Annotated in this window: 19 protein-coding genes; 12 read left to right on the top strand and 7 right to left on the bottom strand. The window is 72.5% G+C overall.

Features of this window, described 5'->3' with window-relative positions:
• Window positions 1-145: 145 nt before the first annotated feature.
• The 9 genes from ACIPWY_RS17070 (at window position 146) to ACIPWY_RS17030 (ending at window position 9529) form a co-directional block, all read left to right on the top strand.
• On the top strand, window positions 146-940 hold the full coding sequence (locus tag ACIPWY_RS17070; RefSeq protein WP_401533684.1) for a TIGR03084 family metal-binding protein: 795 nt from the start codon (window positions 146-148) through the stop codon (window positions 938-940).
• Window positions 937-2637 carry an acyclic terpene utilization AtuA family protein gene (locus ACIPWY_RS17065; protein ID WP_401533681.1) on the top strand — a complete coding sequence of 567 codons (1701 nt, stop codon included), beginning with the start codon at window positions 937-939 and terminating at the stop codon, window positions 2635-2637. Before ACIPWY_RS17070 ends, ACIPWY_RS17065 begins: the two co-directional genes overlap by 4 nt.
• Entirely contained in the window at window positions 2634-4232 is a 1599-nt protein-coding gene (locus tag ACIPWY_RS17060; RefSeq protein ID WP_401533679.1) for an acyl-CoA carboxylase subunit beta, read from the top strand. The genes ACIPWY_RS17065 and ACIPWY_RS17060 overlap by 4 nt, the downstream gene beginning before the upstream one ends.
• A 17-nt stretch (window positions 4233-4249) precedes the next feature.
• The gene (locus ACIPWY_RS17055; protein ID WP_401533847.1) at window positions 4250-6100 is read left to right on the top strand and encodes a biotin carboxylase N-terminal domain-containing protein; all 1851 of its coding nucleotides are present in this window, start codon (window positions 4250-4252) and stop codon (window positions 6098-6100) included.
• Window positions 6100-7269 (top strand): acyl-CoA dehydrogenase family protein, encoded by a 1170-nt coding sequence (locus ACIPWY_RS17050; protein ID WP_362898034.1) that lies wholly within the window; start codon window positions 6100-6102, stop codon window positions 7267-7269. Before ACIPWY_RS17055 ends, ACIPWY_RS17050 begins: the two co-directional genes overlap by 1 nt.
• A gap of 291 nt (window positions 7270-7560) precedes the next feature.
• Entirely contained in the window at window positions 7561-7812 is a 252-nt protein-coding gene (locus ACIPWY_RS17045; RefSeq protein WP_362898032.1) for a DUF6400 family protein, read from the top strand.
• The gene (locus tag ACIPWY_RS17040; RefSeq protein WP_266671677.1) at window positions 7796-8035 is read left to right on the top strand and encodes a hypothetical protein; all 240 of its coding nucleotides are present in this window, start codon (window positions 7796-7798) and stop codon (window positions 8033-8035) included. The genes ACIPWY_RS17045 and ACIPWY_RS17040 overlap by 17 nt, the downstream gene beginning before the upstream one ends.
• A 157-nt stretch (window positions 8036-8192) precedes the next feature.
• Window positions 8193-8939, top strand: a complete 747-nt coding sequence (locus tag ACIPWY_RS17035) for an enoyl-CoA hydratase family protein (RefSeq protein ID WP_393701416.1) — start codon at window positions 8193-8195, stop codon at window positions 8937-8939.
• Window positions 8927-9529, top strand: a complete 603-nt coding sequence (locus ACIPWY_RS17030) for a TetR/AcrR family transcriptional regulator (RefSeq protein WP_362898028.1) — start codon at window positions 8927-8929, stop codon at window positions 9527-9529. Before ACIPWY_RS17035 ends, ACIPWY_RS17030 begins: the two co-directional genes overlap by 13 nt.
• A gap of 106 nt (window positions 9530-9635) precedes the next feature.
• Here ACIPWY_RS17030 and ACIPWY_RS17025 read toward each other — a convergent pair whose 3' ends face one another.
• Window positions 9636-10754, bottom strand: a complete 1119-nt coding sequence (locus ACIPWY_RS17025; protein ID WP_362898026.1) for a citrate synthase 2 — start codon at window positions 10752-10754, stop codon at window positions 9636-9638.
• Between the two features lie 209 nt (window positions 10755-10963).
• Between ACIPWY_RS17025 and pdxH the strand changes: the two genes are divergently transcribed.
• Entirely contained in the window at window positions 10964-11701 is a 738-nt protein-coding gene (gene pdxH, locus ACIPWY_RS17020) for a pyridoxamine 5'-phosphate oxidase (RefSeq protein ID WP_389539835.1), read from the top strand.
• A 62-nt stretch (window positions 11702-11763) separates the two neighbouring features.
• Here pdxH and ACIPWY_RS17015 read toward each other — a convergent pair whose 3' ends face one another.
• Window positions 11764-12624 (bottom strand): alpha/beta hydrolase, encoded by an 861-nt coding sequence (locus ACIPWY_RS17015; protein ID WP_362898024.1) that lies wholly within the window; start codon window positions 12622-12624, stop codon window positions 11764-11766.
• Between the two features lie 630 nt (window positions 12625-13254).
• Window positions 13255-13947, bottom strand: coding sequence for a metal-dependent transcriptional regulator (locus ACIPWY_RS17010; RefSeq protein WP_362898022.1), 693 nt, complete (start codon window positions 13945-13947; stop codon window positions 13255-13257).
• A 205-nt stretch (window positions 13948-14152) separates the two neighbouring features.
• Between ACIPWY_RS17010 and ACIPWY_RS17005 the strand changes: the two genes are divergently transcribed.
• Complete coding sequence (locus ACIPWY_RS17005) at window positions 14153-14908, top strand: SIS domain-containing protein (RefSeq protein ID WP_362898020.1); 756 nt, start codon at window positions 14153-14155, stop codon at window positions 14906-14908.
• A 14-nt stretch (window positions 14909-14922) separates the two neighbouring features.
• Here the strand turns inward: ACIPWY_RS17005 and ACIPWY_RS17000 are convergent, their stop codons facing one another.
• The 3 genes from ACIPWY_RS17000 to ACIPWY_RS16990 all read right to left on the bottom strand — a co-directional run bounded on the left by ACIPWY_RS17000 (window position 14923) and on the right by ACIPWY_RS16990 (window position 18289).
• Window positions 14923-16320, bottom strand: coding sequence for a PAS domain-containing protein (locus ACIPWY_RS17000; RefSeq protein WP_362898018.1), 1398 nt, complete (start codon window positions 16318-16320; stop codon window positions 14923-14925).
• Between the two features lie 513 nt (window positions 16321-16833).
• On the bottom strand, window positions 16834-17718 hold the full coding sequence (purU, locus tag ACIPWY_RS16995) for a formyltetrahydrofolate deformylase (RefSeq protein ID WP_362898016.1): 885 nt from the start codon (window positions 17716-17718) through the stop codon (window positions 16834-16836).
• Between the two features lie 70 nt (window positions 17719-17788).
• Window positions 17789-18289 carry a hypothetical protein gene (locus ACIPWY_RS16990; RefSeq protein WP_383881796.1) on the bottom strand — a complete coding sequence of 167 codons (501 nt, stop codon included), beginning with the start codon at window positions 18287-18289 and terminating at the stop codon, window positions 17789-17791.
• A gap of 117 nt (window positions 18290-18406) precedes the next feature.
• On the opposite strand from ACIPWY_RS16990, the gene ACIPWY_RS16985 reads away from it, so the two are divergent.
• A complete protein-coding gene (locus ACIPWY_RS16985) occupies window positions 18407-19705 on the top strand; it encodes an ABC transporter substrate-binding protein (RefSeq protein WP_393701426.1) in 1299 nt (432 codons plus the stop codon).
• Between the two features lie 48 nt (window positions 19706-19753).
• On the opposite strand, the gene ACIPWY_RS16980 is transcribed toward ACIPWY_RS16985, so the two are convergent.
• Window positions 19754-21283: a hypothetical protein gene (locus ACIPWY_RS16980; protein ID WP_362898011.1), complete on the bottom strand. Its 1530-nt coding sequence runs from the start codon at window positions 21281-21283 to the stop codon at window positions 19754-19756.
• Window positions 21284-21358 lie beyond the last annotated feature (75 nt).

Raw genomic sequence — 21358 nt, 5'->3', positions numbered from 1 at the left:
GGCCGAGCAGAGGCCCTCCGGCGTCCGCCGCTCCCCGTTTTCCGTTCCCCCGCCCTGGCCAATTCTCATACAAGCACGCTTGATTGTTTCTCCGGGCGCTGCCATGCTCCGGGGCACGCCGTCGTGCCCCGGAGGGGAGCGCATCGTGTCCGACCCGTTGGCCGTGCTCGAGGATCTGCGCAGTGAGAGCGCCGAACTCGACCGGATCGTCAGTGAGCTGAGCGAGGACCGATGGGCCCTCGCCACCCCCGCGCCCGGCTGGAGCGTCGCCCACCAGGTCGCCCATCTGGCCTGGACCGACCACTCCGCCCTGATCGCCGTCACGGACGCCGACGCGTTCGCCGCCCTCGTGCAGGAGGCCGTCGCCGCGCCCGACGCCTTCGTCGACGCGGGGGCGGAGGAGGGCGCCGCGCTGCCGCCCGCCGAACTGCTCGCCCGCTGGCGCGCCGGCCGCGAGGAGCTGCTCCGGGCCCTGGTCGCAGCCCCCACGGGAGTGCGCTTCCCCTGGTACGGGCCGCCCATGTCGGTCGCCTCCATGGCGACGGGCCGCCTCATGGAGACCTGGGCGCACGGCCAGGACGTGGCCGACGCGCTGGGCGTCGAACGCAAGCCCAGCGACCGGCTGCGGCACGTGGCCCGCATCGGGATCCGGGCCCGCGACTTCGCCTTCACCACGCGGGGCCAGACCCCGCCCGCCGAGGAGTTCCGCGTCGAACTGACCGCGCCCTCCGGCGACCTGTGGACGTACGGGCCCGAAGACGCGGCGCAGCGCGTGACCGGATCCGGGCTCGACTTCTGTCTGCTGGTGACGCAGCGGGCGCATCGCGCCGACCTCGACGTGCGGGCCGAGGGCGCCGACGCCGACCGGTGGCTGGACATCGCCCAGGCGTTCGCGGGACCGCCGGGAGCCGGGCGCACGGCCAAGGGCACGGCGCGGTGAGCGGGGACGTACTGCGCATAGGCAACGCCTCCGGGTTCTACGGCGACCGCTTCGACGCCCTGCGCGAGATGCTCGACGGCGGCCCCCTCGACGTCCTGACCGGCGACTACCTCGCCGAACTGACGATGCTCATCCTGGGCCGCGACCGTCTGAAGGACCCCGCGCGCGGCTACGCCCGCACGTTTCTGCGCCAGCTGGAGGAGACCCTCGGCCTGGCACTCGAACGGGGCGTGCGCATCGTCGCGAACGCGGGCGGCCTCAATCCGGCCGGACTCGCCGACGCCGTGAGGGAGTTGAACGACCGCCTCGGCCTGCACGCGCGCGTGGCGCACGTCGAGGGTGACGACCTCGCCCCGGGCGGGCGCCACCCGGGTGCCCTCACCGCCAACGCCTACCTCGGCGGCGCCGGGATCACCGCCGCTCTCGCGGCCGGCGCCGACATCGTGGTCACCGGCCGTGTCACCGACGCCGCCCTGGTCACCGGGCCCGCGGCCTGGCGCTTCGGGTGGGAGCAGGACGCGTACGACCGGCTCGCGGGTGCCGTCGTCGCCGGGCACATCCTGGAGTGCGGGACCCAGGCGACGGGCGGCAACTACTCCCGATTCGCCGGGCGGGCCCGCGACCTGCGGCGCCCCGGCTTCCCCCTCGCGGAACTCCACGAGGACGGCTCCTGCGTCATCACCAAGCACCCCGGCACGGGTGGCTTCGTGACCGTGGGGACGGTGACGGAACAGCTCCTGTACGAGACCGGGAGCGCCCGGTACGCCGGACCCGACGTGACCGCGAGGCTGGACACCGTACGGCTCACCCAGGAGGCTCCTGACCGCGTCCGCGTCGACGGCGTACAGGGCGAGGCCCCGCCCCCCACCCTCAAGGTCGGACTCAACCGGCTCGGCGGCTTCCGCAACGAGGTCGTGTTCGTGCTGACCGGGCTCGACATCGAGGCCAAGGCGGCGCTCGTGCGGGAGCAGATGGGCGAGGCGTTCGACCACGCCAAGTCCCGCCCCGCGCAGGTGAAGTGGGAACTGGCGCGCACGGATCGGGCGGACGCGGACACGGAGGAGACCGCGAGCGCGCTCCTGCGTCTCGTCGTCCGGGACGGCGACGCGGAAGCGGTGGGCCGCACCCTCAGCAGCGCGGCGATCGAGCTGGCGCTCGGCAGCTACCCGGGCTTCCACGTCACGGCCCCACCGGGGAAGGGAACGCCGTACGGGGTGTTCGAAGCGGCGTACGTGGATCGGGGCGAGGTCGAGCAGGTCGCCGTACTGCCGGACGGCGAGCGGAAGTTGATCACGTACGACGGGCCTGCACGCGCGCTGACGGACGTGGAGGAACCGCCCCTGCCCGCGCCCCTGCCGCCCGGTCCCACGCGGCGCGCCCCCCTCGGTCTCGTCGCGGGCGCCCGCAGCGGCGACAAGGGCGGGGACGCGAACGTGGGGGTGTGGGTGGACGGCGACGAGGCCTGGCGCTGGATCAGTCATGAGCTGACGGCTGACCGATTTCAGAGCCTGCTGCCCGAAAGCCGGCACCTGTCGGTCGTCCGGCACGTACTGCCCAACCTCCGCGCCCTCAACTTCACCGTCACCGGCCTCCTCGGCCAGGGAGTCGCCTCCCAGCACCGGTTCGACCCGCAGGCCAAGGGGCTCGGCGAGTGGCTGCGCTCCCGTCATCTGGACATACCGGAGGTCCTGCTGTGACCGTTCTCGCCTCGGCCCTGGACGTCGGCGGTGCCGACTTCGCCGCTCACCGCGAGGCCATGCTCGGCAGACTCGACGCGCTCGACGCCGAGCACGCCAAGGCGCTCGCGGGCGGCGGCGAGAAGTACGTCCAGCGCCACCGCAAACGCGGCAAGTTGCTCGCCCGCGAACGCGTCGAGCTGCTCCTCGACCCCGACACGCCCTTCCTCGAACTCTCCCCCCTCGCGGCCTGGGGCAGCGACTACGCCGTCGGCGCCTCCCTCGTCACCGGGATCGGAGTCGTCGAGGGCGTCGAGTGCCTGATCACCGCGAACGATCCGACGGTGCGCGGCGGGGCCAGTAACCCGTGGTCGCTGAAGAAGGCCCTGCGCGCCAACGAGATCGCGTACGCCAACCGGCTGCCCTGCATCAGCCTCGTCGAGTCCGGCGGCGCCGATCTGCCGTCCCAGAAGGAGATCTTCATCCCGGGCGGCGGCATCTTCCGCGACATCACGCGGCTGTCGGCCGCCGGGATCCCCACCGTCGCCGTCGTCTTCGGCAACTCCACCGCCGGCGGCGCGTACATCCCCGGCATGTCCGACCACGTGATCATGGTCAAGGAGCGGGCGAAGGTCTTCCTCGGCGGGCCGCCCCTGGTGAAGATGGCGACCGGCGAGGAGAGCGACGACGAGTCGCTCGGCGGCGCCGAGATGCACGCCCGCACCTCCGGGCTCGCCGACTATTTCGCCGTGGACGAGCGGGACGCGATCCGGCAGGCGCGCCGCGTCGTCGCCCGCCTCAACCACCGCAAGGCGTCCGCGGATCCACAGCTCGTGGAGCCGCCCAAGTACGACAGCGACGAACTCCTCGGCATCGTGCCCGGCGACCTCAAGGTGCCCTTCGACCCGCGCGAGGTCATCGCCCGGATCGTGGACGGCTCCGACTTCGACGAGTTCAAGCCCCTGTACGGGTCGAGCCTCACGACCGGCTGGGCGTCCCTGCACGGCTATCCGGTCGGCATCCTCGCCAACGCGCAGGGCGTCCTGTTCAGCCAGGAGTCGCAGAAGGCCGCCCAGTTCATCCAGCTCGCCAACCAGCGCGACATCCCGCTCCTGTTCCTGCACAACACCACCGGCTACATGGTCGGCAAGGAGTACGAGCAGGGCGGCATCATCAAGCACGGCTCGATGATGATCAACGCCGTCAGCAACAGCCGCGTGCCGCACCTCTCCGTCCTCATGGGCGCCTCGTACGGCGCCGGGCACTACGGGATGTGCGGGCGGGCCTTCGGCCCCCGCTTCCTGTTTGCCTGGCCGAGTGCCAAGTCGGCCGTGATGGGGCCGCAGCAGCTGGCCGGTGTTCTGTCGATCGTGGCCCGCCAGTCCGCCGCCGCGAAGGGGCAGCCGTACGACGACGACGCGGACGCCGCGCTGCGGGCCATGGTGGAGCAGCAGATCGAGTCCGAGTCCCTGCCGATGTTCCTTTCCGGGCGGCTGTACGACGACGGGGTCATCGACCCGCGCGACACCCGGACCGTCCTCGGCCTGTGCCTGTCCGCGATCCACACGGCGCCCGTCGAGGGCGCGCGCGGTGGGTTCGGCGTCTTCCGGATGTGAGGCCCATGACCACGCGAATGATCACCTCTGTACTCGTCGCCAACCGCGGCGAGATCGCCTGCCGCGTCTTCCGTACCTGCGCCGAGCTGGGCATCCGGACCGTCGCCGTGTACTCGGACGCCGACGAGAACGCCCTCCACGCGCGCGTGGCCGATGCCGCCGTACGGCTTGAGGGGGCTGCGCCCGCCGAGACGTATCTGCGCGGCGACCTGATCGTGAAGGCCGCCCTGGCCGCCGGCGCGGACGCCGTGCACCCCGGCTACGGGTTCCTGTCCGAGAACGCCGGCTTCGCGCGGGCCGTCGCCGACGCGGGCCTGACCTGGATCGGTCCGCCGCCCGAGGCGATCGAGGCGATGGCGTCGAAGACGCGCGCCAAGGAACTCATGGGCATCGAGCCCCTCAAGGCCGTCACGGACAAGGACCTCCCCGTCCTCGTGAAGGCCGCCGCCGGCGGTGGCGGGCGCGGCATGCGCGTCGTACGCGAACTGGCCGATCTGGACGAGCAGTTGGCCGCCGCCGGGGCCGAGGCGCTGAGCGCCTTCGGGGACGGCGAGGTGTTCGTCGAGCCGTACATCGAGGGCGGCCGGCACGTCGAGGTGCAGATCATGGCGGACGCGCACGGCACCGTGTGGACGCTCGGCACCCGCGACTGCTCGCTCCAGCGGCGCCACCAGAAGGTCATCGAGGAGGCGCCCGCGCCCGGCCTCACGCCGGAACTCGAAGTGTCCCTGAGGGAGATGGCCGTGCGTGCCGCACGCGCCACCGACTACCGGGGCGCCGGAACCGTCGAGTTCCTCGTCGCCGACGGCAGGGCGCACTTCCTGGAGATGAACACCCGCCTCCAGGTCGAACACCCCGTCACCGAGGCCGTGTTCGGCGTCGACCTCGTGGCGCTGCAACTGCGCGTCGCCGAGGGCGAGCCCCTGGACGAGGAGCCGCCGCCCGCACGAGGCCACGCCGTGGAGGCCCGTCTGTACGCGGAGGATCCGGGCGCCGGCTGGGCCCCGCAGACCGGCACGCTGCACCGGCTGTCCGTCCCCGCGTCCGTACGCCTGGACACCGGGTTCACGGACGGCGACCCGATCGGGGTGCACTACGACGCGATGCTGGCCAAGGCCGTCGCGCACGCGCCGACCCGCGCCGAGGCCCTGCGCAAGCTGGCGGGCGCCCTGGAGCGGGCTGTCGTGCACGGCCCGGTCACCAACCGGCAGCTGCTCGTCCGGTCGCTGCGGCACCCGGAGTTCACCGCGGGCGGCGCGGACACCGGCTTCTACGACCGGCACCTGGCCGCGCTCACGGCGGCGGACCCGGACCCGTACGCGCCGCTCGCCGCGGCCCTCGCCGACGCGCACGGCCGCTCCCGGTTCGGCGGCTGGCGCAACGTGGCGTCTCAGCCGCAGATCAAGCACTACCGCAGCGAGCCCGGCGGGACCGAGCACGAGGTGCGCTACCGGCACACCCGCGACGGCCTGGCCGCGGACGGAGTGCGCGTCGTGCGCGCGACCCCCGCGCTCGTCGTACTCGAAGTGGACGGCGTGGTACGGAAGTTCGACGTGGCGGTCCACGGGGAGCGCGTGTACGTGAACGGCGCCGCGCTCACCGCCCTGCCCCGCCTCCCCGAGCCCGTCGCACGCCAGGAGCCGGGATCCCTGCTCGCGCCCATGCCCGGCACCGTCGTCCGGCTCGCCGAAGGCCTCGCCGAGGGCGTCACGGTCACCGCGGGGCAGCCCCTCATCTGGCTGGAGGCGATGAAGATGGAGCACCGCATCACCGCTCCCGCCTCCGGCACGCTCACCGCCCTGCATGCCGCGCCCGGCCGCCAGGTCGAGGTCGGCGCCCTGCTCGCCGTCGTACAGGAGGATCAGTGATGAACGCTCCCGTCCTCGAATCCGAGGAGCACCGGGCCCTGCGCTCCGCCGTCGCCGCTCTCGGCAGCCGCTTCGGGCGCGACTACATGACCCGCGTCGTCCGCGAGGAGGGCCACCCCGAGGAGCTGTGGGCGGAGGCCGCGAAGCTCGGCTACCTGGGCGTGAACCTGCCCGAGGAGCATGGCGGCGGAGGCGGCGGCATGTACGAACTGTCGCTGGTACTGGAGGAGTTGGGGGCGTCCGGCGCGCCCCTGCTGATGATGGTCGTGTCGCCCGCGATCTGCGGCACCGTCATCTCCCGCTTCGGCACGCCGGAGCAGAAGGCGGCCTGGCTGCCGGGTCTCGCCGACGGCAGCCGCACGATGGCGTTCGGGATCACCGAGCCCGACGCGGGCTCCAACTCGCACCGCATCACCACCACCGCCCGCCGCGACGGGGACAGCGGCGACTGGATCCTGTCCGGGCGCAAGGTGTTCGTGTCCGGCGTCGACATAGCCGACGCCACCCTCATCGTGGGCCGCACCGAGGACGCGCGCACCGGCACCCTCAAGCCGTGCCTGTTCATCGTGCCGCGCGACGCCGAGGGCTTCGGGCGGCGGCAGATCGACATGGAACTCCAGGCGCCGGAGAAGCAGTTCGAGCTCGTCCTCGACGACGTACGGCTGCCCGCGGACGCGCTCGTCGGCGACGAGGACGCCGGCCTGCTCCAGCTGTTCGCCGGGCTCAACCCCGAGCGCATCATGACGGCCGCGTTCGCGATCGGCATGGGCCGCTTCGCGCTGGCCAGGGCCGTCGGGTACGCGAAGGAGCGCACCGTCTGGAAGTCGCCCATCGGCGCGCACCAGGCCATCGCGCACCCGCTCGCGCAGGCCCACATCGAGCTGGAGACGGCCCGGCTGATGATGCAGAAGGCGGCCCACCTGTACGACGCGGGCGACGACATCGGGGCGGGGGAGGCCGCGAACATGGCCAAGTACGCGGCCGCGGAGGCCTGTGTGCGGGCCGTCGACCAGGCGGTGCACACGCTCGGCGGCAACGGCCTCACCCGCGAGTTCGGCCTCGCCTCCCTCATCACGGCGTCCCGGGTGGCCCGCATCGCGCCCGTGAGCCGGGAAATGATCCTGAACTACGTGTCCCACCAGACCCTGGGCCTGCCGAAGTCGTACTAGCGACCTGAGCCGGAGATCCGGGCTCCTGGGGGTGTCCGGCGGATCATGGCCGGGCTCTCCCCGTGGGGCGCCGTGAAGTACGTCATAGTTCCGCCGGCGCCTCGTGCCGGTCTCTTCATGGCTGACATCGGCAACGGCCCACCCCCGTAGGTGAATCCGAGGCCGCCCCGTCGACCGTACGGGCGGCAAGTCGCTCCCGGTCACCGCAGGGCAACTTAGGTAACCCTTCCCCGGGGCCGGGGCGCCTGGTACTGATGGTCGGGTTCTGCTCAGCTCATCGGAAGTCTCGCCATGAACCAAGACAATTCCCCTGGCCTCATACCCTTCACGATCGACCTGACCTTCGAGGAGGCCCGGCGCCGCGCCGAGGTCGTGGCCGCGCTCGGGCCCGACTGGGATCCGGCGGCCGTCCTGCGGGGCGAGGACGAGGCGCACGCCCTCCTCTACTCGGGCCTGGATGCCGAGCAGCAGCGCACCTACGACCTTCTGGTGGCGGCCGGTGTCCTGCCGGGAGAGGGGCCGGGTCGTGCGGCTTCCCATTGATCCGCAGGCGGACATCGCCCGGCGCGCCTGGGTGGCCTGCCCCGTCTGCGACGACGCCCGCCACTGCGCGCCCTGCGCCGACCGCCGCAACTGCCGGGAGCACTGGCGCTACCTGATCTCCAATCAGGGGCCGGTCCTCCACCTCCAGTGCCCGCAGTGCACTCACATGTGGTCCCTGAACACCCGGCCGGGTGTGACCGGGCCCGACGGCAGGACGCTCTGACCCGCGGCCGGACGGCCGGATCCTGATTCATGCAGGCATGCTTGATTGTTTCTGTGCCCGCTGCCACTCTCTGAATGTCGCGCCCACGTGACCGGAGAGGGGTTGTGCCGCGCGCCGCCTCGGGAAAGATCCTCCGCCGACAGCTCCGGGAGACGTCATGAGCACTGCCAGGCCGCTGGTCCACACCGCGCACGAGCGCGGGATCACCACCCTCACCCTCGACTCCCCGGCCAACCGCAACGCCCTGTCCGCCGCGCTCGTCGCCGAGCTGGCGGACGCGCTCACGGCGTGCGGCAAGGACGAGGCCGTACGGGCCGTCGTCCTCACCCACACCGGCAACACGTTCAGCGCGGGCGCCGACCTGAAGTCGCCGCCCCCGCCCGAGGACCTGGTCGCGCTCCTGCGGCAGATCGTCGCGCTGGAGCGGCCCGTCGTCGCGCGGATCACCGGGCACGTGCGCGCGGGCGGACTCGGGCTGCTCGGGGCGTGTGACATCTCGGCCGCCTCGCACGCCGCCTCGTTCGCGTTCACCGAGGTCCGCATCGGGGTCGCGCCCGCCGTCATCTCGCTGCCCCTGCTGCCCCGCACGGACCCGCGCGCCGTCGCCCGCTACTACCTGACGGGCGAGCGCTTCGACGCGGCGGAAGCGGTCCGTATCGGGCTCCTGACGACAGCGGGCGACGATGCCGACGCGGCCCTCGCCCCCGTCCTCGACGGGCTGCGCAGGTCGTCCCCGCAGGGCCTGGCCGAGACGAAACGGCTGCTCACGGCTAGGGTGCTGGAGGCCTTCGACCGGGACGCGAGCGACCTGAGCGCACTCTCGGCCCGGCTGTTCTCCTCCGCGCAGGCAGGCGAAGGGATGACGGCCTTCCTCGAACGACGGGATCCCGCATGGGTGCTGTGACCTCCTCCGGTACGTCGGTCGAGCGCGCCCCGAAACAGGACCGCAGCCGCGCCACCCGCCGGCGGCTCCTCGAAGCGGCCGTGTCCTGCCTCGCCGAACGCGGCTGGTCCGGCTCCACGGTCTCCGTCGTCGCCGAACGGGCCGGGGTCTCGCGCGGCGCCGCCCAGCACCACTTCCCGACCCGCGAGGACCTGTTCACGGCCGCCGTCGAGTACGTCGCCGAAGAGCGCTCGACCGCGCTGCGCGCCCTGCGCCCGCGCGGCCGCACCGAGGTCGTCGCCGCCCTCGTCGACCTGTACACGGGCCCGCTGTTCCGGGCCGCCCTGCACCTGTGGGTGGCCGCGTCGAACGAGCCGCAGCTGGGCGGCCGGGTCACCGAACTGGAGGCCCGCGTCGGCCGCGAGACCCACCGCATCGCCGTGGAACTCCTGGCCGCCGACGAGTCGCGCCCCGGCGTCCGCGAGACCGTGCAGGGTCTCCTCGACATGGCGCGCGGCCTCGGCCTCGCGAACCTCCTCACCGACGACGGGCCGCGCCGCGAGCGGGTCGTCGCGCAGTGGGCGGCGATCCTGGACGGGGCGCTGGGGTGACGCGGGGCAGGTGACGCGAGGCGGATGACGCGGGGCAGATGGCGTACGCGAACGGCGCCGCACGGAGAACCGTGCGGCGCCGCTCGCTGTGCTGAGGGCAGTGGACTCAGCCCGAGATGTCCCCGAACCCCTCGATCTCGCGCGGTTCGCGCGTGCCCGGCCCGATGTAGCGGGCCGAGGGGCGCACGAGGCGGCCCGTGCGCTTCTGTTCCAGGATGTGCGCCGACCAGCCGGCCGTGCGGGCGCACGTGAACATCGACGTGAACATGTGCGCCGGGACCTCCGCGAAGTCCAGGACGATCGCCGCCCAGAACTCCACGTTCGTCGCGAGGACCCGGTCGGGCCTGCGGGCGTGCAGCTCCGCGAGGGCCGCCTTCTCCAGGGCCTCGGCGACCTCGAAGCGCGGCGCGCCCAGCTCGCGGGCCGTGCGCCGCAGGACGCGCGCGCGGGGGTCCTCGGCGCGGTACACGCGGTGCCCGAAGCCCATGAGGCGCTCGCCCTTGTCCAGCGCACGGCGGACGTACGCGTTCGCGTCGCCGGTGCGCTCGATCTCCTCGATCATGCCGAGGACGCGGGAGGGCGCGCCGCCGTGCAGGGGGCCCGACATGGCGCCGACGGCGCCCGAGAGCGCGGCGGCGACATCGGCGCCGGTGGAGGCGATGACGCGCGCGGTGAACGTGGAGGCGTTCATGCCGTGCTCCGCGGCGCTCGTCCAGTACGCGTCGACGGCGGCGACATGCTTCGGGTCGGGCTCGCCGCGCCACCGCTTCATGAACCGCTCGACGACGGTGCCCGCCTTGTCGATCTCGCTCTGCGGCACCATCGGCCTGCCCTGTCCGCGGGCCGACTGGGCGACGTAGGAGAGCGCCATGACGGCGGCGCGCGCGAGGTCCTCGCGGGCCTGCGCCTCGTCGATGTCGAGCAGCGGTTTCAGGCCCCACACGGGCGCGAGCATGGCGAGCGCGGACTGCACGTCGACGCGGATGTCGCCGGAGTGGACGGGGATGGGGAACGGCTCGGCGGGCGGCAGTCCCGGGTTGAAGGCGCCGTCGACGAGGAGGCCCCAGACGTTGCCGAACGAGACGTGGCCGACCAGATCCTCGATGTCGACACCCCGGTACCGAAGGGCGCCGCCCTCCTTGTCCGGTTCGGCGATCTCCGTCTCGAACGCGACGACTCCCTCGAGGCCGGGCACGAAGCCCGGGTCAAAGCCGGGGTCGGACATCAGGCGGCTCCTTCGAATGTGTACGACTGAATGTGTACGGCGGAGAACCCGGTGGTGGCGCGGCTCCGGGGGCTCGCGGGCCGGATCGGTCACCCCGGTGATGCCCCGTTCGGCAGGCGGTCACCCAACCTGAGGGGCGGCGGGACCGACGACGATATCCGCTGGTGCCACCCTTGGGGAGAGCTCGCGGCACTCAGTGCCACTCAGTGATGAACTCCACGCGGCCGACTGCCCCACGCGTACGGCAGGATGACGGCGTGAGCGACCACGACCAACACGACCACCACGCGCCATCGAACCCCGCCGTCATGCGTGCGCAGTACCGCCCGCCGGGTGAGGGTCTCCTGGAGGAGGACGTTCCGGCGCGCCCGATGGAACTGTTCGAGCTCTGGTTCAACGAGGCCACGCGGGCGCGCGGCGTGCTGTACGAGCCGAACGCGATGGTGGTCTCCACGGCGGACGCGGCCGGCCGGCCGAGCTCGCGCACCGTCCTGCTCAAGGCCTACGACGACCGGGGCTTCGTCTTCTACACGAACTACGGCTCCCGCAAGGCCCGCGACCTGGCGGCGAACCACGAGATCGCCCTGCTCTTCCCGTGGCATCCGATGGCCCGCCAGGTCATCGTCTCCGGCACCGTCGCCCACACGAGCCGTGAGGAGACGTCCGCGTACTTCCGCTCGCGCCCGCGCGGCTCCCAGCTCGGCGCGTGGGCCAGCGCCCAGTCGCAGGTCCTCACCTCACGCGCCGAACTCGACACCGCGTACGCCGAGCTCGACGAGCGCTACCCGGAGGGCGAGATCATCCCGGTGCCCGACCACTGGGGCGGCTTCCGTGTCACCCCGCGCACGGTCGAGTTCTGGCAGGGCCGCGAGAACCGCCTCCACGACCGGCTGCGCTACGTGCACGAGGCGTCCGGCGCCTGGCGCGTCGAACGCCTCGGCCCCTGACCCCGGGTCCGCGGCTACGACGTTCCACGGCTGCGAGGTTCCACCGCCGCGAGGTTCCGCCGCTACGAGGTGAGGACGCCTTCCAGGAAGGGCTCGATGGCGGAACGCAACGCCTCCGGCCGGTCGTAGTGCACGAGATGCCCGGCGTCCGCGATCTCCGCGTACTCGCCCCTGGGCAGGACGCGGACCATCTCCTGCGCCTCGGCGCGGCCCAGCTCGCCGTCGAGGCCGCGGACGACGAGGGTGGGGCAGCGGACCTGGGCCAGCTCCTCCCAGTGCGCGTCGTAGACCCACGTGGCCCGGGAGGCCAGCATCTGGCGGTGGTCGAACACGGGCCGCCAGCCGTCCGGGCTCTCCGCCATGACCTCGGCGTAGAACTCACCGCGCGAGGGCTGGGGCCGCTCCACCCACGGGTCGTCCTCGCCGAACCACTTCCGTACGTCGGCGAGCGTGGCGAACGGCAGCGGCCAGGCGTCGAACCAGTCGCCCCACTCCCGCTGGGACGCCGCCCCGAGCGCGGAGGCCCGCATGTCGCAGATGATCACGGCCCGTACGAGGTCGGGGCGGCGCGCGGCGAGCTGCCAGGCGGTGAGCGCGCCCATGGAGTGGCCGATGACGACGGCGGGGGCGAGGCCGAGCTGGACCAGGGCGGCCTCGGCGTCCTGGATGTACGCCTCGCGGTCGTAGGGGCCCTCGGCGGGTTTGTGGCTCTGGCCGTGGCCGCGCTGGTCGAGCGCCACGGCTCGGTGGCGCTCCGAGAGCCAGCGGGCGGTGCCCGCCCAGTGCGAGGCCCGGCCCATCAGGCCGTGCAGTAACAGCACGCCGGGGGACTGGTCAACCTCACCCGTCTTGGGAGGGTCGGCGAACTCCCACGCGGCAAGGCTCACGCCGCCCGCCCCGGTCACGTCGATGCGCCGCACCATAGGCCCTGGCACCCCCTTTTGGTCGCGCCTGCAGTCACGTACCCGCGCACGCTATCGAACTCTTTTTCGAAAACGGGGTCGTTCTCGGCAACACCCCTCGTTCGAGTGACCTCGTTCCAGGGTTGACCGCCGCCGCCGAGGGGAGATCTTCAGCGGGAGGCGGACCGCTCGGGGAAATCGGTCCGAAGGGGATGACCCTGGGAGCTCGGGGCTCCGGGTCAGCACAGGGGAGGACAGGCCCCGGCGCCGCAAGGCGCCGGGGCCCTCTGTCTGTCTGTGCCCTGTCGGTCTGTGCCCTGCCTGAGTGCGCCCTGCCTGGGTGCGTCGGCACATCGTCCTGCCCCCTCCCCGCCCGCGCGGCCGGACCGGTGCGGACCCGAAACCGAGACGGTCAGGAGTCCTCAGGTCATATGCCTCTCGCGACAGCCTTGCACGCAAAACGTCCGCGCGCTGCGATTCCGCACAGTGAATCTTGCTTTCTGCGAGAGTTCTCAGGGAATGCGATGACGTCCCAACTGTGCCTGTGGGAACAGGAGTTGACGCGTCGGTAAGTTGCCCGGGTGCCTTTTTCGCGTCCGGCGTCCGGCGCACCGGCGTACGGCCTCCGGCGCGCCCGGCTCAGCTCTCGGCTCAGCGCTTGGCGACGAAGACGTGCGAGGCGACATCCGCCACCAGCTCCGCCGCCTCACCGCTGCTGCCCACCAGGACCCCGCCCGGCGACGCCGTCACGCTGACCACGGAGCCCGGCTGGATGCCCGCACGCCGCAGCGTGTACATCAGCTGCGCGTCCGTCTGGATCGGCTCACCGATCCGGCGCACCACGACCGTCTTGCCGTCCGCGCCCGGGTCGAGATCGGCGAGGGACACCATGCCCTCGTCGAGGAACGGGTCCGCGCCGTCCTTCTCGCCCAGCTCTTCCAGCCCCGGGATCGGGTTCCCGTACGGCGACTCGGTCGGGTGCCGCAGCAGCTCGAGGACGCGGCGCTCGACCGCCTCGCTCATCACGTGCTCCCAGCGGCAGGCCTCCGCGTGCACCTGCTCCCACTCCAGGCCGATCACGTCGACGAGCAGGCACTCGGCGAGGCGGTGCTTGCGCATGACGCGCGTGGCGAGCCGGCGGCCCTCGTCGGTCAGCTCCAGATGGCGGTCCGTGGCGACGGCCACCAGGCCGTCGCGCTCCATGCGGGCCACGGTCTGGCTCACCGTCGGGCCGCTCTGGTCCAGCCGCTCGGCGATCCGGGCGCGCATGGGGACCACACCTTCCTCTTCGAGTTCGAGGATGGTGCGGAGGTACATCTCCGTGGTGTCGATCAGTCCGGACATACGTGCCCCTCGATTAGCTCTGCTAGCTCACCGCTAGCTCGTGCGCTGGCCCTGAACCCAATTCTGACGCATAGCGCTGACAACCGTGCCGCGCCGGGGGAACCGGGCTCCGTACGGCAGGAACGTATTGACAGGGCACTGGTCCGGACCGCAACGTGATGCGCGGCATACGGGCAGTACGGGACGACGAAGGGGCTCCACGCCGATGAGCGACAGCAAGCTGGCCGGTCAGTACCTCGATGCCGCGATCGGCCTGCTGAGGCGGGTGCGCGACGAGGAGGACCGCAACATCGCGGCCGCCGGCACGCTCATCGCCGACACGGTCGCCGACGGCGGCCGGCTCTTCGCGTTCGGCGCGGGGCACTCCTCGCTCGCCGCCCAGGACGTCGTCTACCGCGCGGGCGGCCTCGCCCTGATGAACCTGCTCTCCGTACCGGGGGTCGTCGGCGTCGACGTCATGCCCGCCACGCTGGGCTCCGCCCTGGAACGCGTCGACGGGCTCGCGGGCGCCGTCCTCGACTCCAGCCCCGTCCGCGCGGGCGACACCCTCGTGATCATCTCGCTGTCCGGCCGCAACTCCCTGCCCGTGGAGATGGCCATGAACGCGCGCGCACTGGGCCTGCGCGTGATCGGCGTGACGTCCGTGGCGTACGCGCGGGAGACCAAGTCCCGCCATGTGTCGGGCACGTTCCTCAAGGACCACTGCGACATCGTCCTCGACTCGAAGATCGAGGTCGGCGACGCGGAACTCACGTACGACACCGTCGAGGCCCCCTTCGGGCCCGCCTCCACGATGGTGGCCAGCGCTCTCATGCAGGCCACCATGGCGACGGCCGCGGCCGAGCTCGCCGACCGCGGCATCCAGCCGCCGCTCCTGCGCTCCGGGAACGTGGACGGCGGACACGAGTGGAACGGCCGCGTCTTCAGCGAGTACGGCGACCGGATCTTCTACCGGCACTGACGCCAGGGGCGCGGCTACCGGTCGAGGACCCGCGCCAGGTCGAGCGTCCCGGCGATCCGGGCCGCGACGCTCTCCGCGTACGTGGCGTCGGCCCGCTCGAACTGCGTACGGCTGGGCCCGCGCAGGAAGGTCACCACGCCCAGCGTGCGCGCCCGGCTGCGCAGCACCGCGCACAGGGCGTGCACCGTGCCCTCGGGCCACTGCCTCGCCTCGGCCCACTCGTGCGTCCGCGTCGCGTCGCGCCCGCTCGCGTCGGCGCGGACCGAACCCGCGCGCTCCACGCACTGCAGCGCCGGGTGGCCCTCCGCATAGCGCACGGGCAGCGTCGTCCGGGACACCAGCAGGCTCGGCCCCGGCGCCCCCGAAGGCGTCGCGGCGGCCCGCGCGAGGCGCACCGGCCCCGTCAGTTCCCCGTCAGCGCCCAGGTCGGCCTGCTCGTCGCCGACGACCAGGTCGATCAGCGCGTGGTCGGCGAACCCGGCCAGCGCGAAGTCCAGATGGACGGTCGCCGCCTCCGCGGGGTCCTCGCACTCGGCGGCGGCCCGCGCGGCCCGGTGCAGCTGGTTCGCCCGGAACCGCAGCTGCGCCGCCTCCTGCTCCGTCCGCTTGGCCTCGGTGACGTCCTGGAACAGCCATCCGACGCCCAGCGGTACGGGTTCCTCGGCCAGCGGTGAGGCGAGCCGCACGAAGCCGCTGCGCCAGCACCTGCGCGCGTCGCCCTCGGGGAGCCGCACCGTCACCCACAGCTCGGCGGGGGCCGGCGGCGCGCCCTCCGAGAGCACATGGGCGAGCGCGCTCTCCAGCTCCTCGACGCCCTGCGAGATCAGGTCGCCGAGGGGGCGTCCGAGCAGTGCGGTGCGGCCGGAGCCGAGAGCCCGCGCGGCGTGCACGTTCACGACGGCGGGCCGCAGGTCGGCGTCGACGAGGACGACACCCCAGGAGGCGTCCTCGAAGAGGGCCTCGCTCAGGGCGATCGACCGCTCCAGGTCGATCTGTGTGTGCACCTCGCTGAACGCGCAGTACAGCCCGGCCGGCTTGCCGTCGGGGCCGCGCACGGCGGCGGACTGCGTACGGACGAGGATCCGCCCGCCGTCCTTGGTCAGCAGCGCGAACTCGTGGACCTGCCGGCCCGGCGCGCGCATCGCGGCCATCAGCCGGGCCTCGACCTCGTCGGCGTCGGCGGTGCGCACCGCCCATCCGGAGAACCCGCGCCGTCCCACGGCCTCGGCCGCGGACCAGCCGAGGATCCGCTCGGCCTCCCGGTTCCAATGGGTCACGATCCCGTCGGCGTCGAACGCGCAGAGCGCGGCGTCCATCCCGTCGAGCAACGCGGCAAGAAGATCGGCCCCGTCCCGCTCGGGCTCGTCGGGCCCCAGCTCGTCGGTGGCCCCACTACGCCGGGAAGCACTCACCTGGCACCCCCTGCAGGCTGTGTCCGCGTGTTCCGCACTTCAGATCATTCAACTCGAACGTGACGCAGCACACACGGAGTTCGGGGAAATCGTTGCGTCCCGGAGATTCGGGAAGAACGTTCCGTCCTTGATCACAGCGTACGACCTCGCGCAGGGGCCGAACGGTGGGGCCGGACGGTGGGAGCTTTATTCGGTTGAAGGCTGCCCGGACCCTTCTTAGGGTGGGGGTACACACGAAGGGAGGTGGTTCGGCAGATGTATGAATACCGGACGCGTGAGGTGACTGCGGGCTAGCAGCCCGGCGTCGCATCCCGATTTCGGCGCCGGACCCGCACGTGAAAGCTGCGTGCAGCCGGCCCCAATCCCAAGCAGTCGCCCGACCCGCGAGCCGCCGGTACGTCCGGCCGGCCTCCGACCGTCTCGTACGGGAAGAGGCCAGGCTCGCGGGTCGTCTGCGTGTGTGCACCAATACGCGAGCCGACGGCCCGCGTGCGGTGGATCAGGTGAAGCGGATCAGGTGAAGACGACCGTCCGGCGGCCGTTCAGCAGGATCCGGCGCTCGGCGTGCCACTTCACGGCGCGGGCGAGCGCCTGGCACTCCACGTCGCGGCCGATCGCCACGAGCTGGTCCGGCGTCACGTCGTGGCCGACGCGCTTGACCTCCTGCTCGATGATCGGGCCCTCGTCGAGGTCGGCCGTCACGTAGTGCGCGGTCGCGCCGATCAGCTTCACGCCCCGCGCGTGTGCCTGGTGGTACGGCTTGGCGCCCTTGAAGCTCGGCAGGAACGAGTGGTGGATGTTGATGATCCGCCCGCTCAGCTCCTTGCACAGGTCGTCCGAGAGGACCTGCATGTAGCGGGCCAGGACGACCAGCTCGACACCCTCCGCGCGCACCAGGTCGAGGATCTGCGCCTCGGCCTCGGGCTTGTTGTCCTTCGTCACCGGGATGTGGTGGAAGGGGACGTCGTACGACTTCACGAGCTCGGCGAACTCCGTGTGGTTCGAGACGACCGCCGCGATGTCGACGGGCAGGGCACCGGTCCGGGCGCGGAACAGCAGGTCGTTCAGGCAGTGGCCGAACTTCGACACCATCAGGACGACGCGCATCCGCTCCGAGGAGCGGTGGATCTGCCAGTCCATCTGGAAGGAGTCGCCGACGGCGGCGAAGCTGGCCCGCAGCTTCTCCGCGGTGACGGGAGCGTCCGCCGAGAAGTGGACCCGCATGAAGAACAGGCCCGTGTCGTGGTCGCCGAACTGCTGGCTGTCCTCGATGTTGCAGCCGGTCATGAAGAGATAGCTCGACACGGCGTGCACGATGCCCCGCTTGTCGGGGCAGGAGAGGGTCAGGACGTACTGCTCGCCGCCGGCGACGCCGGACGCGGGGGACGGCTCATTCATGCAGGCAAGGGTCCCATACGCGTAAGCCGTGACGGGCGTCCGTCCCGCGGGTCGGACGGCCGCGTGGCGCTCAGGCCGCGCGCGTCATGATCCGCAGGACCTCGAGCGTGCGGGGCTCCGCGTCGGGGTCGTCGCCGTCACTCGTGGCGAGCACCACGTGCGCGTCCCGCGCGGAGTGCACCGCTTCCGGCCACGCGTGGTGGTCGAGATAGGCGGAGACGGGGGCGTCGGGGCCCACCTGGTGCATGATCCGCAGCACGCGCAGCACGGCGGTGTCGACGAGCTGCGCCTCCTGGGAGTCGCGGAAGATCGTGCCGACGTACTTCTCGGCGGACCAGTTGTCGAGCCAGGTGTCCTCGACGAGGCGGTAGACGGCGTCGGTCACGTCCCCGTACCCGTCCACACCGGCGAGCCAGACGTTCCGCTGGAAGGCGGGGTCGGAGAGCATGTGCAGCGCGGAGCGCACATTGCTGCGCCAGCGCCACCACGGCAGGTCGTTGAGTGGCATGCCGCCCATGGTGGAGGAGCGACGGCCGCGACGGGAAGACTTCTCCGAGCTTTGCACGGTCATCGATCGTACGTGCCGTCCCCTTCGGCCCGTCCTGACCCCCGTAATTCACCTCCACGTCACCCCACGTTGACCGCAGATCACTCAAGGGTTAGGGATGCGGCGGAATCGTGCAGGTTCATGACTGGCCGGCGCCGCACCACCACCTCGCGCACCTCGCGCTCCCTGCGTTCCACCGTGCTCTCGGCGGCGGTATGGGCGGCTTGTGCGTCGCTCGCCGCCGGGTGCGGGATCGTCTCCGACGTCACCGGGAGCTCCAAGGATCCCATCACGGTGATGACGTGGGCGCCCGAGAAGACCCAGGCGACCAACATGCCCGGCATGCCCGCCATGGCACGCGCCTACGCGCGCTGGGTCAACGCCCACGGCGGTATCGGCGGCCGCGACCTCCGGGTCATCACCTGCAACGACAACAACGACACCGTGGGCGCCGCCCGCTGCGCCAGGGACGCCGTCGAGCAGGACGCCGTCGCGGTCGTCGGCTCCTACAGCCAGCACGCCCGCTCCTTCCTCGCCCCACTGGAGTCCGCCGGCATCCCCTACATAGGCGGCTACGGCGTCACCGACGAGGAGTTCACCAGCCCCCTGTCGTATCCGGTCAACGGCGGCCAGCCCGCCCTGATGGCCGGAAACGGGCGCCAGCTCGCCGCCGCGGGCTGTGTGCGCACCTCGCTGGTGCGCCCCGACACCGTCGCCGGTGACGAGCTGCCGCTGCTCCTCGACACGGGCCTGTCCGCGGGCCGCAACCAGGCCTCCGACGTGCGCGCGGCCGAGGACGCCACCGACTACACGGAGCAGGCCCGCCAGGCGCTGCTGCGGGCGGCCGGCGCCGAACCGGCCGGGAAGGGCTGTGTGACGGCGGTACTCGGCGACCGCACGGACACGTTCTTCGACTCGTTCCGCCGCACCCGCGACTCGTATCCCAAGGTGCGGATCTCGACCGTCCTCGGCAGCGTCGACCAGACGGTCATCGACCGCTCCGGCGGCAAGTCGGGCGTCTACGAAGGGGCGTACGTCACCGGCTGGTACCCCGTGGCGACCGACAAGCGGTGGGCGACGATGCGCAAGGTCATCAGCGAGCAGGCGTTCGGCGACAACCGGATCGACCCGACGGACGCGGGCGTGCAGACGACGTGGATCGCGTACACGGTCCTGAAGCAGGTCGTCGAGTCGCTCGGCGGCGGTGACGTGACGGCGCACACGGTGCGCACGACGCTCGACGGCGGCCTGAAGGTACGCACGGGCGGTCTTACGCCGACCCTGAGCTGGCGCTTCGAGGACATGATCGCGGCCCGCGGCTTCCCGCGGCTCGTCAACGCCGACGTCACCTTCCAGGTGGTGCGCGACGGGCGGCTCGTGGCCGCGCGCCGCGGACTGGTCGACGTGTCGAGGACGCTGGAGGCGACCCCGATGGGCTGAGCCCACCTGGCCGCCTCCCGTATCAGCCGGAGCTGGAACGGCTTGCGCTCAGAGCTGGAACGGCTTGCGCTGCGGAAGGTTCCACTGCGTCGCGATGGCGTTCCACAGCTTCGACGCCTGGGTCTTCTGCGTGGAGGCCGTGCCGCTCGCCTGGTCGCCCGCGCGGCGCTGCGGGGTGGGCTTGGCGTGGCCCTTCTTGCAGCCGTTCTTGCCCGCGGCCTGGTCGGCCCACGCCGCGTAGTGACTGTCCGCGGAGGCGGAGGCCTGCCACGCCTTGGTGAGGGACTGGGTGAGCGCCGCGTGGTTCGGCAGCTTGTCCACTTCGAGGGCGGCGAGCCGGGTGACGAGGCCGGTGCGCTGGGTCGCGGCGCCGCGCAGGTCGCTGGCGGCCTTGCCGAGGTCCTTGCAGGCGCCGATGTTCGCGACGGCCCCGATCACCGTGTCGCGGCTGTTGTTCGAGTCGGCGAGGAGCTTGTCGAGCGCGACGGCCTGCGCCTTGGCGGGGTCGGCGGGCGTCGGGGACGAGCTGTCCGCCTCGCCGGTCGCGGCGGCCGGCTTGGCGTCGTCGCCCTTGTTCTCCTCGCCCCCGCTGCTGATGAGGGCGCCCGCGCCGATGCCGACGACGAGGATGCCGACGCCGATCGCGGCGATGAGCGGCACCTTCGAGCCGGTGCGGCTCTGGCCCTTGCGGGCGGCGGCCCGCCCGGAGGGCTCGTACGGGGCCTGCGGCTGTGCGGCAGGGCCGGGTCTCCCCGGTCCGCCTGCACCGCCCGGTCCGCCGGGCCCCGCGGGTCCGCCGGCGCGCGGGTCGAAGCGGGGCATCTGCTGCGTCGAGGCGGGGGCGTCCGGCTCCGGCTCCGTGCGGAAGAGGCTGTCGAACTCGGCCGGGGGCTGCCGGTCGCCGGGAGCGCCGGGGCGGATGCCGTAGGGCGCGCTCGGCGGCGGCGACGGCACGGGCGCGATGTACTGCGTGGCGTCGCTGTCGGAGCCGGCGGGCGGCATGGGCGCGGAGCCGTACGCCTGCTGTTGCTGCTGGGGCGGCAGCCGGCCGGGTGCGTTCGCGTGGCCCAGGTACTGGGTGGCGTCGGCGGGCACCTCGGGCGGCAGGGCCCCGGGCGCGACCGGCGCGATGTACTGCGTGGCGTCCGCGTCGGAGGGCGCGGCGGGGGCTATGTACTGGGTCGCGTCCGAGGCGGAGGCGGGGTACTGCGTCGCGTCCGAGGCGGGCGGCAGCGGTGCGGAGCCGTACGGGGCGGCGCCCGTCGGCAGCGAGGCGGCAGGGGGGCCGGCGGGCGGCAGCGGCGCGGAGTACGGCTGCTGCTGCGCGTGCTCACCCGGCAGCGCGGACGAGGCACCCCACTCGTAGGTGGGCATCGGGCCGCCGGAGGCCGCCTGCGCGGACTCGGGGCCCCACGGCTGGCCCCAGGGGCTGCCGCCCGAGGGGGCGACGTGGGACTGGTCGCCGAAGGTGCCCGGCAGCAAGGGCTCGCTGCCGTCGGCGGGCAGCACGACGCCTTCGTGTGCCTGCCGCACCGAGGGAAGGTGCGGATCCTCGCCCTGTCCGCTCTGTTGCGTCACCGGGACTCCTACGACTGGGGGACCTTCGGAATCGTCGGCTCACGCTACCGGGTCCCCGCACACACGTGCCACGCA

Source organism: Streptomyces sp. NPDC090032 (genome assembly GCF_044748025.1).
In the GTDB taxonomy this organism is placed as follows: Bacteria; Actinomycetota; Actinomycetes; order Streptomycetales; family Streptomycetaceae; genus Streptomyces.
This window is presented reverse-complemented; position numbering and strand designations above follow the sequence as displayed.

Coding starts and splice junctions, on each gene's coding strand:
- ACIPWY_RS17035 (WP_393701416.1), top strand. CDS start 8,193: ATGAGCACTGCCAGGCCGCTGGTCCACACCGCGCACGAGCGCGGGATC.
- ACIPWY_RS16990 (WP_383881796.1), bottom strand. CDS start 18,289: ATGACCGTGCAAAGCTCGGAGAAGTCTTCCCGTCGCGGCCGTCGCTCC.
- ACIPWY_RS17010 (WP_362898022.1), bottom strand. CDS start 13,947: ATGTCCGGACTGATCGACACCACGGAGATGTACCTCCGCACCATCCTC.
- ACIPWY_RS16985 (WP_393701426.1), top strand. CDS start 18,407: ATGACTGGCCGGCGCCGCACCACCACCTCGCGCACCTCGCGCTCCCTG.
- ACIPWY_RS17055 (WP_401533847.1), top strand. CDS start 4,250: ATGATCACCTCTGTACTCGTCGCCAACCGCGGCGAGATCGCCTGCCGC.
- ACIPWY_RS17045 (WP_362898032.1), top strand. CDS start 7,561: ATGAACCAAGACAATTCCCCTGGCCTCATACCCTTCACGATCGACCTG.
- ACIPWY_RS17025 (WP_362898026.1), bottom strand. CDS start 10,754: ATGTCCGACCCCGGCTTTGACCCGGGCTTCGTGCCCGGCCTCGAGGGA.
- purU (WP_362898016.1), bottom strand. CDS start 17,718: ATGAATGAGCCGTCCCCCGCGTCCGGCGTCGCCGGCGGCGAGCAGTAC.
- ACIPWY_RS17050 (WP_362898034.1), top strand. CDS start 6,100: ATGAACGCTCCCGTCCTCGAATCCGAGGAGCACCGGGCCCTGCGCTCC.
- pdxH (WP_389539835.1), top strand. CDS start 10,964: ATGAACTCCACGCGGCCGACTGCCCCACGCGTACGGCAGGATGACGGC.
- ACIPWY_RS17005 (WP_362898020.1), top strand. CDS start 14,153: ATGAGCGACAGCAAGCTGGCCGGTCAGTACCTCGATGCCGCGATCGGC.
- ACIPWY_RS17015 (WP_362898024.1), bottom strand. CDS start 12,624: ATGGTGCGGCGCATCGACGTGACCGGGGCGGGCGGCGTGAGCCTTGCC.
- ACIPWY_RS17030 (WP_362898028.1), top strand. CDS start 8,927: ATGGGTGCTGTGACCTCCTCCGGTACGTCGGTCGAGCGCGCCCCGAAA.